The sequence below is a fragment of the Sphingorhabdus lutea genome (genome assembly GCF_001889025.1).
Taxonomy (GTDB): Bacteria; Pseudomonadota; Alphaproteobacteria; order Sphingomonadales; family Sphingomonadaceae; genus Sphingorhabdus_B; species Sphingorhabdus_B lutea.
The window spans coordinates 785618-802614 of sequence record NZ_CP018154.1; the positions used below are offsets into that span (position 1 = coordinate 785618).

Here is a 16997-nt window from a genome sequence, read left to right on the forward strand (position 1 = left end):
TTATGATATGCGGTTAATTTTCGCGTCTCATTTTAATGGCGCGTTGGCCATCAATATTGACTAGGAAGCTGCCCAAACTTGCTTTTCGAATTTCAACTGGCATTCCCTTTTTTGGAGAACGCACAATGGAGGATGTTTCGGTCTGCACCCATTTTGCGCCATCTTCCAATATGATGGTCCAACGATAATTACGTTGATATGCCGATGCAACGACCCCGGAAATCTCGTTAATTTCGGTGTCATCCTTATCAAAAATTTTAATGCTGGGCAGGCTAAGCCCGAACAGGCCCTTTTTCGCCTCTTGTACCGAGGCTTTATCGGTTAAAATTATATCGTTATTTTTTTCCGCCGCGTCCAATGCCCCCACTTTTTCATCATAACAGGCAAGGCGCTGCGCCGCATCGGTGATATCACGGCAGCTGACCAAATCATCGAAAATGGCAGGGCGGGCCAATTCGGCCTTTTTATCGCCATTGGCAAAAGCGGGCTGCGCACTTAAAATCGGCACAGATAGGGCCAGTGCAAGAGATGATATTTTAATCTTAACTGCATTTTTGGCCATAAATTTTCCTTCTCTTCAAATCAAAAGCATAGCATTGATGATGGGCGGATGACAAATATTACACAAGATCTGGCGGTGTGCTGACCTTTTGTAACATTGAAATCGCTTCATCCAAAGGCATTATTTTTTGCCCTTGTTCGCCTAATGTGCGAATGGCAACCGTGCCTTCTTCGGCCTCTCTATTGCCGATAACCAATAAATAAGGCACTTTTTTCAATGAATGCTCACGCACCTTATAATTGATTTTTTCATTGCGCAAATCACCTTCAACCCGAATGCCGGCGGATTGTAATTTTTTAATCGCGGCTTCGGCGGCTGCATTTGCATCGGTCACAATGGTGGCGACAACCGCTTGAACCGGGGCAAGCCATACAGGCATTTTTCCGGCATAATGTTCAATCATAATGCCAAGGAAGCGTTCAAATGTGCCCAATACTGCGCGGTGCAGCATGATCGGGCGGTGACGTTCGCCATCTTCGCCAACATAGCTGGCGTCCAAACGTTCGGGCAACACGGTATCGGCCTGTATAGTGCCGCATTGCCATGTCCGGCCAATGGCGTCGGTTAAGTGAAATTCCAATTTTGGTGCGTAAAATGCGCCCTCATTGGGCAATTCTTCCCAGCCATATTCTTCGGTATCACGGCCCGCTGCCTTCACCGCGTCGCGCAAATCCTGTTCCGCCTTATCCCACATTTCATCACTGCCAAAACGGGTGTCGGGACGAAGGGCAAGTTTGATTTCATATTTTTCAAAGCCAAGCTCGCGATAGACTCCATCCAACAAATCACAAAAATCGACTATTTCTTGGATAAGCTGATCCTCACGGCAGAAAATATGCGCGTCATCCTGTGTAAATTGGCGAACCCGCATAATGCCATGAAGCGCACCATGTGGTTCATTGCGGTGGCAACAACCAAATTCGGCCATGCGAATGGGCAGGTCGCGATAACTTTTAATCCCCTGACGGAAAATAAGGATATGGGCGGGGCAGTTCATGGGCTTTAACGCCATCATGTCGGCATTGCCCTGAATGACTGGACCTTCGCCATCTGCATCGGGCACTTCATCGGGAACGGCGAACATATTTTCGCTATATTTGCCCCAATGGCCGGATTTTTCCCATTGGCGCACATCCATTAATTGCGGGGTTTTAACCTCTCTATATCCTGATGCATCCAATTTGCGGCGCATATATGCTTCCAATGCACGCCACATAATATATCCCTTGGGATGCCAAAAAACGCTGCCCTGCGCCTCGCTTTGTAAATGGAATAAATCCATTTCCGCGCCCAATTTGCGGTGGTCGCGCTTTGCGGCTTCTTCCAAACGGTGCAAATGTTCATTTAATTGTTTTTTGTTTAACCAGCCTGTGCCGTAAATGCGGGTTAATTGCGCATTTTTTTGATCGCCGCGCCAATATGCACCCGACACGCGCATTAACTTAAACGCCGCAGCATCCAATTTTCCGGTTGAGGGTAAATGCGGCCCACGGCACATGTCCATCCATGCGCCAGCTTCATCTGGCTTGCCAGACCAATAAACGCTTATTTCCTCACCCTGTGGCAATTCACCCGCCCATTCGGCCTTGAAATTTTCGCCATCATTTTGCCAGCGTTTGATTAAATCTTCTCTGCTCCACACTTCACGGATAAGGGGCTTATCCGCCTTAATAATCCGGCGCATTTCCTCTTCAATTAAGGGCAGATCCTCATCGGTAAATGGCCCGCGATCGGCCGCAGGGGCAAAATCATAATAAAAACCGTCGCTGGTCGCTGGGCCAAAGGTAATTTGCGTGCCGGGGAAAATGCTTTGCACCGCCTCTGCCAACACATGGGCAAAATCATGACGGGCAAGCTCCAGCGCATCTGCCTCATCCTTATTGGTGATAAGAGCAAGGTTGCTATCGCCTGTTAATGGGCGGGTTATATCGCGCAATTCGCCATCAACGCGCGCGGCAATTGCCGCCTTGGCAAGGCCGGGGCCAATGGATGCCGCAATATCGGCGGGGGTCGTGCCATAGGCAACATCACGAATACTGCCATCGGGCAGGGTAATTTTAATCATATCAGACATAGATTATGCCTAGGCCATAAGCGGCAAAAATAGTCAAGTGCCCGCTTCGCCCAATGGATATGAAATTCAGCCCAAATGTGCCGCAACAAAGTCCGCCGCCCTCTCGCCAATCATGATGGACGGGGCATTGGTATTTCCGCTAATCAATTTGGGCATGATGCTGGCATCGGCAACATATAGGCCCGTCACTCCGCGCACCCGCAATTGTGGGTCAACCACGCTATCATCATCACGGCCCATGCGGCACGTGCCCACGGGGTGATATACTGTATCGGCGCGGCTGCGTATCATGGCGTCTAATTCGGCATCATTCTCCAAATCACATGGATGGCGATTTTGGGGCGCATAATCGCTTAATGGTGGGGCAGATAATATGCGGTGCATATGCCGAACCCCTGCACGCAAGGTGGCCAAATCGCGCGGATCGGATAGGAAATTGGGGTCGATAATCGGCGCATCGGCGGCACTCTTACTGCTCAACCGAACGCTGCCCTCGCTATAGGGGCGCAGGACACATGCATGACAGCTAAAGCCATGGCCCTTTACTTTGGTGCGGCCATGATCTTCCAACATAGCGGGGACGAAATGATATTGAATATCGGGCGCTGGTAAAGATGCATCGCTGGTCCAAAATCCGCCGCTTTCGGCATAGGGCGTGGTCATAATGCCGGTGCGGTGGCGGCGATGTTCGATAATCGCCTTTGCCATGCGCCATGTGCCCGATAGGCTGTCACCAATGGGTTCTTTTGATGTGGTTTGAAATGAGCTGACATAATCAAGATGATCTTGCAAATGGCTGCCCACGGCGGGTTTATCCAATATGGTTTTAATACCCATTTGGGTTAAATATTCGCCATCGCCAATGCCCGACAACATTAAAATTTGCGGGCTGTTAAATGCCCCTGCGGACAGGATAACCGCGCCATTGGCCTTTATCACTTCATGCTTATTACCGTATTTTATCGCGACACCAACGGCACGCCCATTTTCAATGATAATTTTTTCGGTCAACGCACCGGTAATGACATGCAAGTTTTGCGTGGATATTGCTGGTTCAACATAGGCGCGGGCGGCGGACCATCTTTCCCCATTTTTTTGGGTGACCTGATAAAAACCAAAACCTTCTTGGCTGTCGCCATTAAAATCATGGTTTAGGGGCAATTGTAAATTGGCTGCTGCTTCAACAAATTTGGCCGATGCGGGATTATAATATTTTTGGTCAGAAACCGATAATGGACCATCGCCGCCATGATGACTATCTGCGCCGCGTTCATTGCTCTCGCTTTGTTTGAAATATGGTAGGACATCATCATATGCCCAACCGTCACATCCCAATGCAGCCCAATTATCATAATCCCATTTATTCCCACGAATATATACCATGGCATTTATTGCCGATGATCCGCCAAGGCCGCGTCCGCGTGGTTGATATCCAATACGGCCATTTAATCCCTTTTGCGGGACGGTGTCATATTTATAATTGGAACTATTGCGGATGAAGGGCATCATGCCTGGCGTTTTGATAAGGAAATTATCATTTTTGCCGCCTGCTTCGATTAAACAAACCGAATATTTCCCATTTTGTGATAATCGGCCCGCCGCTGCGCTGCCCCCGCTACCTCCACCAATGACGATAATATCAAAATGCTGCATTCTCTATTCTCCCTCAACTTTCAGTTAATCATGCAGTTAAAATAATGTAAATGGTAAAATGCAGCTTATTGCAAAAAGGGCCTTACCAATATGATAACCGCTTGACAGGATTATATTATATATTACCCATTGGCATTGATCATAAAAAATGGGGAAAGATAAAATTATATGAGCGATTATCATGAATATGATGGGGGCGGCCATGCTATCGATAGTCAGCATATTGAACCGCAAAGCGCATTTCAATTTCACGGTAATTGGAAAGAATTAGCCCCCATTTTATTTACCAATTTATTGCTTACCATCGTTACATTGGGTTTTTACCGTTTTTGGGGCACAACACGGGTGCGCCAATATTTATGGAGCCAAACCCAATTTATTGATGATAGATTGGAATGGACCGGCACGGGCAAGGAATTATTCATTGGTTTCATGATGGCGACATTTTTAATTATTGTTCCTTTAGTAGGATTGCAATTTCTGGCGCAATATTTGGCCGTAAATGGCAGTGCGGGACTATCCTCCTTACTGACAGTTGTTTTTTATTTTGGATTTTTATATTTGTCCGGCTTTGCCATATATCGCGGGCTGCGTTACCGTTTGGGCCGTACCTATTGGCGGGGCATTCGCGGCGGCAGTGATGATCCCGGCTTTTCCTATGGATGGGCGGCAACATGGAAAACATTTGTGGGCGGCATGTTGCTTGGCATATTGGTGCCATGGTCGATGAAGGAATTATGGAACGACCGTTGGAATAGGATGAGCTTTGGCCCGCATAAATTTGAATCCAACGTCACTATGGATGGATTGCTTGGCCGCTGGCTTATAGCCTATGCTGTTATTTTTGCTTCCATTATTGGAGTGGTGGTAATTATGGCTACTTTGATGGCGACGATTAGTTTCGGCGATGTAGGCGATGTACCCAATGCCGCGATGATAATACCATTTATCGTTGCCATATTTGGCGTTTATTTTTTAATCGGCCTAGCATTTCTTGCTTATTATGCGTTATTTTACCGTTCGGCGGTGCGCGGTCTTTCGCTGCACACATTGGATTTTGATTTTAAGGCGCGGACCATGGATTGGTTAAAATTGGCCATTGGCGATATTGCATTGGTCATTTTCACCCTTGGCATTGGGTCAATTTTCCTATCCTATCGTCATTGGAAATTCTTCATCACCCATATGGAGGCATATGGCGAAATAAATGTCGATGAATTAACCCAATCCAAAACCGAACGCTCCAAACATGGGGAAGGTTTAATGGATGCATTTGATGTGGGCGCAATTTAATTTGTGATGATTAAATGCGATGATGATTAAAATATTTGGGGCTGCATTTATATTTACAGCCCCAAATTATAAAATAATTTAGGATATAATATGACCGACATTTTCTTTACCTGCTGGCATTATACGGGCCAAGATGCCAATCGCCGCAATGTGGAAATTGAAACTGTGGGGTCAACTTTTTGGTTAAATGAAACGGAATTACGCCATGGGCCATTTCGTTTTGATGAGTTATATTTTCAATCCAGTAATAAAAATGGCACCGTTTACAGCCACCGGGATTTGGATGGTTGGCGGCTGGGTGTGGCAGGGCCCGTTCCAGAAGATTTGAAATCACGACTGCCCGCCACTATAACATATGGCCATTGGATTGACCGATTGGGGCTGGGCAAGGCAAGTATTGCATTGTTGGGGATTAGCGCGGTTGCGGCCGCCATTATATCATATAGCCCCCAATGGCTTGCCCCTCTTGTACCCGATGTGGTTGATGAGAAAATAGGCGATGCCATTGTGGGCGATTTTGGTGGACGATTTTGTTATACGCCAGAGGGGCGGCGCGCGCTGGACAAATTGGCCCGCAAGATTGAGCCAGATAATAAAGATTTGAAAATCAATGTTGCGAAAATTGAAATGATGAATGCAGTGGCAATGCCGGGCAAAAATGTCATTTTATTTCAGGGATTATTGGACCAATCAAAATCAGTGGAGGAGGTTTCGGGCGTGTTGGCGCATGAAATTGGCCATGTGCGCGAAAATCATGTTATGCAGGGATTGCTGCGGCAATTTGGATTGTCTGTCCTAACTGGCGGTATGGATAGCACAGGCGGCCAAATGTTGGGCAGCATATTGGCTTTGGGCTATAGCCGGAGTGCAGAGGCCGAGGCCGATCAATATTCGATAAAGGCCATGGAAAAGGCGAATATCTCGCCCAAAGATACGGCGGACTTTTTCGGCAAATTGGCCAAATTAAGCGGGGAATTGGAAAAGGGTAAAAAAAGTGGGGCCGATAAATCGGATGGGGCCGATAAAATTGGCAAGACAGTCAGCTATTTATCATCGCACCCTGCATCATTGTCCCGTCAAAAGGAATTTGAGAATAGCATTCAAAAAAACCATGCCTATGAAAATGCTTTAAGCGCGTCCGAATGGAATGATTTAAAAAGCATGTGCGACAAGGATAAAAATGCCAAATCGAGTGTGGGCATCACCAATTTTTGATAGGGTTTGAATTTTAATATAGTCACCCCCACAGCCACAGCAGTCATCCGTGTGAAAATGGGAATGTCAAGCTAATGCTTTCCCATCATTCATGCCACCCTCTCCCGTCATTCCAGCAAAGGCGGGAATCCATAACCGCACCCACCTATTAGATTCCCCTTTTCATGGGGATGACATAGTAATTATGTATAGTCCGCATTTTCGCCACCCTCTCCCGTCATTCCCGTGAAAGCGGGAATCCAGCAACGGCGCAGCATCGCAATTTATCAAACCTATATGGCGTTATTCTGGTTGTTTCTTAATCTTGATGTCTTGCGCCTTTATCATTGCACTGGTCATGCGGCTGCCATCATGGCTCCATCCTGGTTCGCGGATAAGATAGGATAATTTATGCCGCCATGGCGCGGCCCACATATCGCGCGCGATGGCAATCCATTCATGGAATGCGACGATAATTATATTTTCGCTATCCAAATTATGCACCAATCCATATTGCACTGGATCATCATCTTTCTCGGCCACGAAACTGCCCAGCATGCGGTCCCAAATAATGAAAACACCGGCATAATTACTGTCCAAATATTGCGCATTGGTGCCGTGATGAACGCGGTGATGCGATGGCGTGTTGAAAATATATTCAAACCAGCGCGGCATTTTATCAATCGCCTCGCTATGTATCCAAAATTGATAAATCAGGTTAAATCCACCGATGATAAGGACCATTTCGGGCGGAAAGCCGATGAAAAATAATGGCATTCTGAAAATAAAGGTCATGGACAAAAAACCTGTCCATGTTTGGCGAAGTGCGGTCGATAAATTGTAAAATTGGCTGCTATGATGGTTGACATGGCTGGCCCAAAACCAACGGACACGGTGCGCCGAGCGGTGAAAAATATAATAGGCAAAATCGTCAATGATAAAGCATAAAATCCATGCCCACCAATATGTCGGCAGGTCGCTGCCAATATCAAATATCCGAAATTCATATGCCCATGTGGCAATGGCCAGCACCGCCGCGCCCACCAAAATTCCCGCGCCCACGCTGCCAATACCCATTAATAATGATGTGCGTGTATCGGCAAAAACATATCCCTTGCCCGTGCCAGGCCCGCTTTTCCCCGCAGCAATTCGGCGGCGGACCACCCAAAATTCCGCCATCATTGAAATGATGAAAAAGGGGATGGCATAGGTGGTGGGGTTCATCGTCATGCCGTAATAACTGACATAGATGTTAATTAAAGTCGAGTGCTATTTCACATATCGCTATTTTGACCACATAAGGCGTCCACCATTGGTGCAATTGGCGCAATATCATATCCCGCATTGCCCGCCAAGCGTGATATTTCGCTGCGGTCCATGCCGTTCTTCGCCTGTGTTAAGCTCCATAAAAATGTCGATCTGGTTCCCGAACGGCAATATGCCAAAATGTGGCCCTCTTGCCCCGCATCCTGCATGGCATTGTTCAGCATTTCCAACTGCGGATGTGAAAAGCCGCCATGGCCGATGGGAATGGCCAAATAGGAAAGGCCAAGCTCAGCGGCAGCGGCGGCGACATCATCGCCCTGTGGTGCATCAGGCTCTTCGCCATCGGGACGGTTGTTGACAATCATGGTCACGCCCATTTCTTTGGCATCGGATAATTGAGACAGCGTCAATTGCGGGGAAACCCAAAATTTATCGGTAATTTTACGAAAATCTGACATAAATATCCTTATATTGGGCCCGAATGACTTATTGCTGTTCGCGGTCCTGTGCCTGTTGTTGCCATAGTTTGGCATAAATTCCGCCCGCCGCCAATAATTTATGATGTTTTCCATGTTCAGCAACTTTACCCTTATCCAACACAATAATTTGATCGGCATGGGTGATGGTGGATAAACGATGCGCGATGATTAAGGTGGTGCGCCGTTCGCTAATTGACTTTAGCGTGGATTGAATTTGCGCCTCTGTTTTGGAATCAAGTGCGCTGGTCGCTTCATCAAGCAATAATATGGGCGGGTTTTTTAATATGGTCCGCGCAATGGCCACGCGCTGTTTCTCCCCGCCGGATAATTTTAACCCGCGTTCGCCCACCTGTGTTTCATATCCGCCGGATAATTGCGAAATAAACCCGTCTATGGCGGCTGCCTTTGCCGCATTTACCACATCATCATGCCCCGCACCTTCGCGGCCATAGGCGATATTATATCCGATGCTGTCATTAAATAACACCGTATCTTGCGGAACAATGCCAATGGATGCCCGCAGGCTATTTTGCGTTACCGATGCAATATCCTGTCCATCAATATAAATATGGCCCGATTGCGGTTCGTAAAAACGAAATAATAAACGGCCAATGGTGGATTTGCCTGCGCCCGATGGGCCGACAATGGCCAAAGTTTGCCCGGCGGGCAGGGTAAAGCTTAACCCCTTTAATATTTCACGATCATCATAGCTAAATCGAACATTATCAAAAATTACCTCGCCGCCATTAACATGTAAATTGGGCGCGCAGTCGGGATCGATAATCTCTGGCTGACGGTCCAATAGGGCGAACATCGCGCCCATATCAATCAACCCCTGCCTTATGGTGCGATACACCATGCCAAGCAGGTCAAGTGGCCGGAAAAGTTGCATCAATAAACCATTGACCAATACCATGTCACCCACCGTAAAACTACCGTCTTTCCAGCCCCAAATGACAAATGCCATCGCCCCGATAAGCGCGATATTGGTAATTAGCGCCTGTCCCACATTTAATGCGGCCAGCGAATTTTCCGATTTTGTCGCGGCGGCGGCATATTCGCGCATCGATGTTTCATAACGTGCGGTTTCGCGCTGTTCAGCCGTGAAATATTTGACCGTTTCATAATTTAACAATGCATCAACCGACCTGCCAATGGCGCGCGTGTCCATGTCGTTCATTTCCTCGCGCAATTTATTACGCCAATCGGTCACTTTACGGGTATAAAATATATAAAATGCCACCATTAACATGGTGCCAATAACCAGCGGAAGGCCAAAATTGATATAAAAAATAATCAACACAGCGCTAAGCTCTATTATCGTGGGTGCAATATTGAATAATAGAAAATATAGCATGACATCGATGCTTTTAGTGCCGCGCTCTACAATTTTTGTAACCTCGCCCGTGCGACGCTGTAAATGAAAACGTAGTGATAATTTATGCAAATGGGAGAATACTGTCACTGCCAATAATTGACCGGCGCGTTGCCCCACTTTTTCAAAAATGAAATTACGTAAATTGTCAAACAACACTTGGCCAAATCTGGCCCCGCCATAGGCCAGCAATAATGTCATTATGATGATAATCGGCGCATTTTGACCAATATTATTGATATTATTGGCATCCCCCGCCATGGAATCGACAATCGCCTTATAGGCAAAGGGCATGGAAAGTACCGCCGCCTTGGCACATAGCACCATTATTGCCGCCAAGATGATACGAAATTGTATTTCGCGCTCCCCCTTTGGCCATAAAAATGGCAAAAACCTTTTTAAGGTAGGAAGTAATTCGGGCTCAGCCTGGCCGGAGGGCGGGGCGATATGATGGTGCATAGATGGTGACATGGATACCCATATAGGGGGCTAAGTCCAATTCAGAAAGTGCCGCTGATATCAAATCGATAAAATAACCCTACTTTATTAAATCCATTTTCAAATCGGCCAATTGGACCATCGCGGCGGGCCAGATAAAAAGTCTCTCTATATGCCTCCTTTTGATTGGCGATGTTCATTAAACTAGCACGAATTTTTAAACCCAATATATCCTTATGTTCAATATATGCGCGCAAAAATGGGTCGGAATAATAATCCTTATTGGTATAGTTTAATCGGTAATAGGGAGCGGTTTTTTGTAATTCGCCCGACGCGCCCCATGCCCAATCACTATTGGGGATATCTTGACGAAATTCAACAAACCAATGGGTTTGCGTATTGCCGCTAATCTGACGAATATTGCCTAATAATGGATCGCGAAGGCGGCTATTTTGCAATAAAATATTTAAATCTAACTTGCCGCCCCTTACGCCCAATTGGTCCAATAATAATGATGCCTTGCCCCCCATCCAATATTGGGTGGCGCGAGGCAAATTACCCGGCGCTTCACCATTTGGACCAATGGGTATTTGGTCCACAATATCGGAAATTTTTTCCGCATTAAAATTTATGTTTAATGATCCTAATTTTCCCAATGATTGGTTGGCATCAATGGTGAAAAGCCAGCTTTGCGGCGGGACAAGATCGGGGTTGGCGGCATTATTATTATTTTGCTGCACATCAACGGAGGAGATGAAATCGCCAAAATCCAGTTGCCCGACTTTACGTTCTGCAATGAAATTTATATCAGTGCTGGGCGAATATTTATACGCCAAGGTGATTTTGCCCTTTGGCCGCCAAAATTGACGGGTCAGGCCGCCTGCGCCTTCTTGGCTAATTTCGCTAAATTCACCTGCTAAATTCACCTGTAGGTTTAATTTTGGATGTAATGCGCGATTAAAATTGACACTGGCATTAAATCGGTTTTCCTCCACCCTGCTATTGGGGTGGGGCAGCATTTGGCCAATATATTGGCCATTTGGTTGCAATGTAAATAAACGCGATTTGCTGTCTAAAAAATTATGGGCATATTCGCCGGCAAATTGCCAATTATTTGGACCCTTATTCCAACGATATTCCGCCCTGATAATGCGTTCGGATTCATCCATATCGCGTTCAAATCTTGATCCTCTTGCCGGACGCATGTCGGAAAATCTTGTTTCAAAAGATGAAAAGGAGGGGCTATGTTCAAATCGGTAATATCCGATAAGTTTTAATGTCCCTTTCCCCAATGAAAATTCATAATCGGTTGAAATTTCGCTGTTCCATTCATCTTCTCCACCTCGTGGAAATTCCTCCCCCACTATTTGATTATTGTCGATTAAGGTGGCGGATTGATTACGGCGGAAAAAGAAACGCGCATAGGAAGCGTTCAGGTTGAAAATATTCCCATTGCCTGCCTCTCGGTTGAAAGTCATGCTGATTTGGGGATTGTCGAAGCGGTTATTAGTGGCCCTGTCGCGAAATAATATTAAATTATCATTGGCATCAGTGACGATTTCTTGACCCACGCCACCGCGCCGTCCTGCCTCATTATTGATACCCAGCGCCAATTTTCCGCCCAGTGCAGGGCCGGTAATATTCACCTCTGCATCGCGCCACATAAATCCACGATGCGGTCTTATCTGTCCCTGCCAATCAAATGTCCCGCTCCATTGTCCTTCGGCGGAGATAAGGTTTAATACCTGCCCGCTTAAACCACCAATATTTAATGTGCTGCCTTCGATTATTTCCAATTGGATGACATTTTTTGCCGGAATTTGAGATAAAATTGACCGTGCATCCGTGCTTTTCCCTGATATTCTTTTGCCATTTATCAACACATTTTGGCTGGCACTGCCAAGGCCACGTTCATTGCTGATATCTTTAATGGAAAAACCGGGAATTTGATCGGCCATGTCCAAAGCATTTTGCGGCGCAAAACGGGTGAATTGCTCTGCTGTATAAATGTCGCGTCCATTTTCTTTTATGGGCTGTAAATTATTATTTATGTTTGTGGATTTTACCAAATTAGAGGCGGCAGGTTGATTATTATCAGCATTTGCCGAATTTTTGGTTTGTTCCTGTGCCATTGCAGGCGCGGTAAAGTGCGACAGCGCGATAATCGCGGCACTGCAAATTAACATGCGCCTTAATTTCGGGGCGGTAAGGACGAAATTCATCGGGATATATTCGGGGAGGGACATTAAAATTCCAGATATAATTTATTTTTTATCTGCTGTTCGGTAAAACATATCCGCCAATTATAAAGTCGGTTTCGACCAGAATATTATTGTATCGGACGAATGGACTATGAATGAAATGGATAAATTCTATATGCGGCCAGTAAGCAGCACCCAAGCGGAGATTAAATTAAAACCGCTATAAATTACATAAATGATAATGGCATATATGCCAAAATATGCAGCCCCGATAAAGGCGGCAAGCAGCAGCATAAACTCAATCGACAAACTACCCCATTTGCCCATATATTTGCCGAAATATTCCTTGCTATCGCGGACAAAGGGATGGTCAGTTTCCATGACGGCCTTATGCGCCCAAAAATTACTGATACCGCATAAAAATATGATGATTTGGGCAAATGTCATGGGGCGTCATTTGGCATCATTTTTTCAGCTGCCTCTTTCATCAATTCTTCCTGCCTGCGTTCGATTCGCTCTGAATGACGTTCCAACGATACTTTAATCATCGCAATAATAGGATCGGCAAGGGCAAGGCCCAATATGCCAAATAATGCGCCCATAATAATTTGCGCACCCAAAACCAATGCAGGGGCAAGGTCAACTGCCTTTTTCGCAATCATGGGAACGATTAAATATCCATCAACAGTTTGCACAAAAATATACACGCCAATGGCGAATAATCCCGTTTCCCAACCGGCGGAAAAGCCAACCAAGGTAATCAACACGCCCGACACAATCGCCCCAATATTGGGCAAAAATGCCAATAATCCGGTTAATATGCCCAATAAAGCCGCCATGGGAACGCCGCCAGCCATCAATAATAACCATGTGCCCACACCCTCAACAAACATGCCGATTAAACGGCCCGCCATTAAACGGCGCAATGTAAATCCAATTTCGTCCATTGTGCCGTAAAATTGTTCACGTTCGGACAGGGGAAGCATCCATGCAAGGCCGCGTTCGTAAATGCGCGGCTCGGCGGCAATGAATATCGCCAAAACAAACATCATCGCCAAACCTGCAATCACCCCGACGGCAGATGTTACCGCCTCTGTCACGCGGCCAATGCTGGCCAGAACATTATCGCCCAGCTCGTTAATATCGGCAGCAGTCACGGTAAAACCGCGTGTTTCCGCCTCTAAACCAATAAGTTTAATTTGCTCTTGTAACACAATTTGCAATTGGCTTGCCTGTGCGGCCAGCTCGCTGCCGGCAAAGCTGATAAGCCATGCCAATGCGGCGAAGGATGATAGAATGATGATGGCCAATCGCCAACCACGGCCAATGGGTAAAATTCGGCCCAATAATCGCGCGCCGCCATCCATCATCGCGGCCAACACCAATGCGCCGATAATCAATAATATGGGCTGTGCCAGAAAAATAACCCCGCAGGTCAGCGTAATCATGCCAATCCACACGGCGGCACGTTTTAATTCCTTACGCACCACGGGGTCGTAAAATTCGGTTGGTCCAACCGCCTCGGCCAATTCCATCAGGCTTTTTTGTTCTTCGGGCTTAAGCTTATCGGGCGCTTTAATCTTGCTCATTTTGCTTCACTTCCCTTAAATCATCATGCTTGAATATACCTATTCAGACGGGCTATCAAATAATATCATATTTTATAATTATATAGTGTCTGGGCGGCTATTTTTTATGGGCTATTTTTTATTGGCTATTTTTTTCGGTGGCCTGTGCGGGGCGTAAATTGGTGCCTGCGCGGCCCGACCGTAATGATTTAAACCATGTGGATGGGTTCCATTTTGTGCTGCCATCGACCGAAAAAGTGATAATTTCGGCGCGGCCACCAATATTTTCAATGGGAATGGCACCGCCCAATCCGCGCGGTGGCAGGACGCGGCTATCCGCGCTATTATCCCGATTATCACCCATCACAAATATATGGCCATCGGGAATTAAATAGGGGCCAAAATTGTCATTGGAGCTGTTTCTGCGCGCGTCAATTACATCATAACTCGCCCCATTGGGCAATGTTTCACGAATGATGCTGACATAACAATGCATGCCATCGGCCTCTTGCACCAATGCGCCGGGAAATTCACTCTCATCGCATTGATTATGCGCATCAATGGGCAAGTCCAAATTGGGCTGCACCTCTTGTTTCACCGCGACGCCGTCGATAAAGGGTTGGCCGCCGCGCAATTCAATGCTTTGGCCAGGCATGCCAATGGCACGTTTAATATAATCGGTCTTTGCATAGGGGGAGGTTAAGATAATAATATCGCCCGCTTTGGGCATTTTGCCCCAAATGCGTCCCTTTTGAAAGGGCAGAGTATAGGCCAGATGTTCCACATCTTGACGCAAAACCAACCATTTAAATATGGCGACCGGATTGGGGATGGTTGGCGAGACATAGCTCCACCCATAGGGATATTTGCTAACCAATAAACGATCGCCCACCAATAAATTGGGAACCATAGAGGGGGAGGGGATATAAAATGGTTTTGCAATAAAGCTGTGGAATAAAAGCACGGCCAAAATTAACCAGCAAAATCCCTTAAACTCATTCCAAAAATTGTGCAGCCACCCTGCCTTTTGCGGGTTGTTTACAGGTGCAGGGTCATTTTTATATGCTGCGGCATTTTGGTCATTTTCATTATTCATAGGGATATTTCATAATTTCTGGCGGGCTTCAATAATCACAAATGCCTGCGCCCATGGCAGGTCATCTGTCAAAGTCAAATGGATAAATGCCTCATATCCTTCTGCAATCATCATGTCGAGCCGCGACTTTGCCCCGCCGGTCAAAGCCAAAGTGGGCGCACCAGAGGGCAGGTTGACCACGCCAATGTCCCGCATAAAAACATTATTGCGAAATCCCGTGCCAACAGCCTTGGAAAATGCCTCCTTTGCGGCGAATCTTTTGGCCAAGGTTGCAGCTTTGGTCATCGGTCTTTTCGCGGCCTTGGCCAATTCCAATTGGGTAAAAACCCGATTTTCAAATCTTGCGCCATATTTTTTGAGCGAATTTTCAATTCTATCAATATTGCATAGATCCGATCCCATGCCGATAATCATTATATAATGTCCCCGCGCGCCGCATCCATTCGGGCGCGCATTTCCAAAATCGCATTTTCAAATCCAATGAAAATTGCCTCGCCCACCAAATAATGACCAATATTTAATTCGGCCAGTTGCGGAATGGCGGCAATCGGCCCGACATTATCAAATGTTAATCCATGGCCGGCATGTGGCTCAATGCCATTTTTGCGGGCCAATGCGGCGGCCTCAGCTATTCGGCGAAGCTCCTGTGCGCGGGCTTCGCCCTCCAGCTCGCAATATTTTCCGGTGTGAAATTCCACCACCGGTACATTCATATGCATGGCGGCCTCTATTTGGCGTGCCTCTGGCTCAATGAACAGGCTGACCCTTATCCCTGCATCTAATAATTTGCCAATAATGGGGCGCAGATGATTATGTCCGCCTGCGGCATCCAATCCGCCCTCTGTGGTGCGTTCTTCACGCTTTTCCGGCACGATGCAGGCAGCATGTGGTTTGTGAAACAATGCGATTTTCAGCATTTCTTCGGTCGCGGCCATTTCCAAATTTAATGGTAAATTGGTGCTATCCATAATGCGTTTTATATCCGCATCACGAATATGCCTGCGGTCTTCGCGCAAATGGGCGGTAATGCCATCGCCGCCACATTGGGCAACAATCATTGCGGCGCGGACGGGGTCGGGATGTTCGCCCCCGCGCGCGTTGCGAATGGTCGCAACATGGTCAATATTAACGCCAAGCCGCAATTTATCCATAGGGCTATTTCCTGCTTCCTGGTTTGGTCAGCTCAACAGCGGCCAATTCTGGCGGAATTTCATCATCATTATAGGATGGAAAATTCATTTCCAGTAAAGAATAAAAGGGCACGCCCAAATCAACACTGCCCGCCGAACGATCGACCAGTGCGACCTCTGCCAACACATCGCCGCCTGCGTTTTTCACCGCTTCAATCGCTTCACGTGAAGAAAGACCGGTGGTCACGACATCTTCGACCATCAATATTTTTTGTCCTTGCTCAATCTGGAAACCACGGCGCAAATGGAATATGCCATCGGGGCGTTCCAAAAATATGGCGTCTTTATTTAACGCGCGGCCCACTTCATGGCCAATAATCAACCCGCCCATTGCGGGGGACACAACCATGTCAATTTGCTGGCGCAGCTCTCTTGGCATTTTTTGTACCAATGCCAATGCCAATTTTGCCGCACGCTCCGGGCTCATCAAAACGCGCGCGCATTGCAGGTAATGGGCGCTATGGCGGCCAGAGGATAGCATGAAATGCCCCTCTAATAACGCATCAGCGGCGCGAAATTCGGACAAAATATCTTCTTCGGTCAAGGGAGAACTCACTTTATTGTTAAACTATATTAAGCCTGCGATGTAGCGTTTATTATCCGATATG

15 protein-coding genes are annotated in these 16997 nt (G+C 46.8%); 2 read left to right on the forward strand and 13 right to left on the reverse strand.

Annotation, left to right across the window (positions count from 1 at the left end):
• Positions 1-13: 13 nt before the first annotated feature.
• From LPB140_RS03775 to LPB140_RS03785, 3 genes are all read right to left on the reverse strand, one after another.
• Positions 14-562: a hypothetical protein gene (locus LPB140_RS03775; RefSeq protein WP_083549953.1), complete on the reverse strand. Its 549-nt coding sequence runs from the start codon at positions 560-562 to the stop codon at positions 14-16.
• Between the two features lie 58 nt (positions 563-620).
• A complete protein-coding gene (gene thrS, locus LPB140_RS03780; RefSeq protein WP_072558722.1) occupies positions 621-2636 on the reverse strand; it encodes a threonine--tRNA ligase in 2016 nt (671 codons plus the stop codon).
• 66 nt (positions 2637-2702) lie between these two features.
• Complete coding sequence (locus LPB140_RS03785) at positions 2703-4289, reverse strand: GMC family oxidoreductase (protein WP_072558723.1); 1587 nt, start codon at positions 4287-4289, stop codon at positions 2703-2705.
• A 168-nt stretch (positions 4290-4457) separates the two neighbouring features.
• On the opposite strand from LPB140_RS03785, the gene LPB140_RS03790 reads away from it, so the two are divergent.
• Entirely contained in the window at positions 4458-5582 is a 1125-nt protein-coding gene (locus LPB140_RS03790) for a YjgN family protein (protein ID WP_083549956.1), read from the forward strand.
• Between the two features lie 90 nt (positions 5583-5672).
• On the forward strand, positions 5673-6797 hold the full coding sequence (locus LPB140_RS03795) for a M48 family metallopeptidase (protein ID WP_072558724.1): 1125 nt from the start codon (positions 5673-5675) through the stop codon (positions 6795-6797).
• A 282-nt stretch (positions 6798-7079) separates the two neighbouring features.
• Here LPB140_RS03795 and LPB140_RS03800 read toward each other — a convergent pair whose 3' ends face one another.
• The 10 genes from LPB140_RS03800 to pyrE form a co-directional block, all read right to left on the reverse strand.
• Positions 7080-8006, reverse strand: a complete 927-nt coding sequence (locus LPB140_RS03800; protein ID WP_072558725.1) for a sterol desaturase family protein — start codon at positions 8004-8006, stop codon at positions 7080-7082.
• 44 nt (positions 8007-8050) lie between these two features.
• Positions 8051-8500: a protein tyrosine phosphatase family protein gene (locus LPB140_RS03805; protein WP_072558726.1), complete on the reverse strand. Its 450-nt coding sequence runs from the start codon at positions 8498-8500 to the stop codon at positions 8051-8053.
• Between the two features lie 28 nt (positions 8501-8528).
• On the reverse strand, positions 8529-10367 hold the full coding sequence (locus LPB140_RS03810; RefSeq protein ID WP_072558727.1) for an ABCB family ABC transporter ATP-binding protein/permease: 1839 nt from the start codon (positions 10365-10367) through the stop codon (positions 8529-8531).
• A 29-nt stretch (positions 10368-10396) separates the two neighbouring features.
• A complete protein-coding gene (locus LPB140_RS03815) occupies positions 10397-12580 on the reverse strand; it encodes a TonB-dependent receptor plug domain-containing protein (protein ID WP_083549959.1) in 2184 nt (727 codons plus the stop codon).
• 126 nt (positions 12581-12706) lie between these two features.
• On the reverse strand, positions 12707-12982 hold the full coding sequence (locus tag LPB140_RS03820; RefSeq protein ID WP_072558729.1) for a hypothetical protein: 276 nt from the start codon (positions 12980-12982) through the stop codon (positions 12707-12709).
• On the reverse strand, positions 12979-14070 hold the full coding sequence (locus tag LPB140_RS03825; RefSeq protein WP_072560284.1) for an AI-2E family transporter: 1092 nt from the start codon (positions 14068-14070) through the stop codon (positions 12979-12981). The genes LPB140_RS03820 and LPB140_RS03825 overlap by 4 nt, the downstream gene beginning before the upstream one ends.
• Before the next feature lie 172 nt (positions 14071-14242).
• A complete protein-coding gene (gene lepB / locus LPB140_RS03830) occupies positions 14243-15199 on the reverse strand; it encodes a signal peptidase I (protein WP_072558730.1) in 957 nt (318 codons plus the stop codon).
• A 9-nt stretch (positions 15200-15208) separates the two neighbouring features.
• Positions 15209-15613 (reverse strand): holo-ACP synthase, encoded by a 405-nt coding sequence (acpS, locus tag LPB140_RS03835; protein ID WP_072558731.1) that lies wholly within the window; start codon positions 15611-15613, stop codon positions 15209-15211.
• Entirely contained in the window at positions 15613-16350 is a 738-nt protein-coding gene (locus tag LPB140_RS03840) for a pyridoxine 5'-phosphate synthase (RefSeq protein WP_072558732.1), read from the reverse strand. Before LPB140_RS03840 ends, acpS begins: the two co-directional genes overlap by 1 nt.
• A 4-nt stretch (positions 16351-16354) precedes the next feature.
• Entirely contained in the window at positions 16355-16933 is a 579-nt protein-coding gene (gene pyrE / locus LPB140_RS03845) for an orotate phosphoribosyltransferase (RefSeq protein WP_072558733.1), read from the reverse strand.
• Between the last annotated feature and the right edge of the window lie 64 nt (positions 16934-16997).

Excerpts from the sequence above, each read along its gene's own strand:
- LPB140_RS03800 (WP_072558725.1), bottom strand. The coding sequence starts at position 8,006 with ATGACGATGAACCCCACCACCTATGCCATCCCCTTTTTCATCATTTCA.
- LPB140_RS03815 (WP_083549959.1), bottom strand. The coding sequence starts at position 12,580 with ATGTCCCTCCCCGAATATATCCCGATGAATTTCGTCCTTACCGCCCCG.
- LPB140_RS03785 (WP_072558723.1), bottom strand. The coding sequence starts at position 4,289 with ATGCAGCATTTTGATATTATCGTCATTGGTGGAGGTAGCGGGGGCAGC.
- thrS (WP_072558722.1), bottom strand. The coding sequence starts at position 2,636 with ATGTCTGATATGATTAAAATTACCCTGCCCGATGGCAGTATTCGTGAT.
- LPB140_RS03790 (WP_083549956.1), top strand. The coding sequence starts at position 4,458 with ATGAGCGATTATCATGAATATGATGGGGGCGGCCATGCTATCGATAGT.
- LPB140_RS03810 (WP_072558727.1), bottom strand. The coding sequence starts at position 10,367 with ATGTCACCATCTATGCACCATCATATCGCCCCGCCCTCCGGCCAGGCT.
- LPB140_RS03775 (WP_083549953.1), bottom strand. The coding sequence starts at position 562 with ATGGCCAAAAATGCAGTTAAGATTAAAATATCATCTCTTGCACTGGCC.
- LPB140_RS03805 (WP_072558726.1), bottom strand. The coding sequence starts at position 8,500 with ATGTCAGATTTTCGTAAAATTACCGATAAATTTTGGGTTTCCCCGCAA.
- LPB140_RS03825 (WP_072560284.1), bottom strand. The coding sequence starts at position 14,070 with ATGGAATTGGCCGAGGCGGTTGGACCAACCGAATTTTACGACCCCGTG.
- LPB140_RS03820 (WP_072558729.1), bottom strand. The coding sequence starts at position 12,982 with ATGACATTTGCCCAAATCATCATATTTTTATGCGGTATCAGTAATTTT.
- acpS (WP_072558731.1), bottom strand. The coding sequence starts at position 15,613 with ATGATTATCGGCATGGGATCGGATCTATGCAATATTGATAGAATTGAA.
- LPB140_RS03840 (WP_072558732.1), bottom strand. The coding sequence starts at position 16,350 with ATGGATAAATTGCGGCTTGGCGTTAATATTGACCATGTTGCGACCATT.
- lepB (WP_072558730.1), bottom strand. The coding sequence starts at position 15,199 with ATGAATAATGAAAATGACCAAAATGCCGCAGCATATAAAAATGACCCT.
- LPB140_RS03795 (WP_072558724.1), top strand. The coding sequence starts at position 5,673 with ATGACCGACATTTTCTTTACCTGCTGGCATTATACGGGCCAAGATGCC.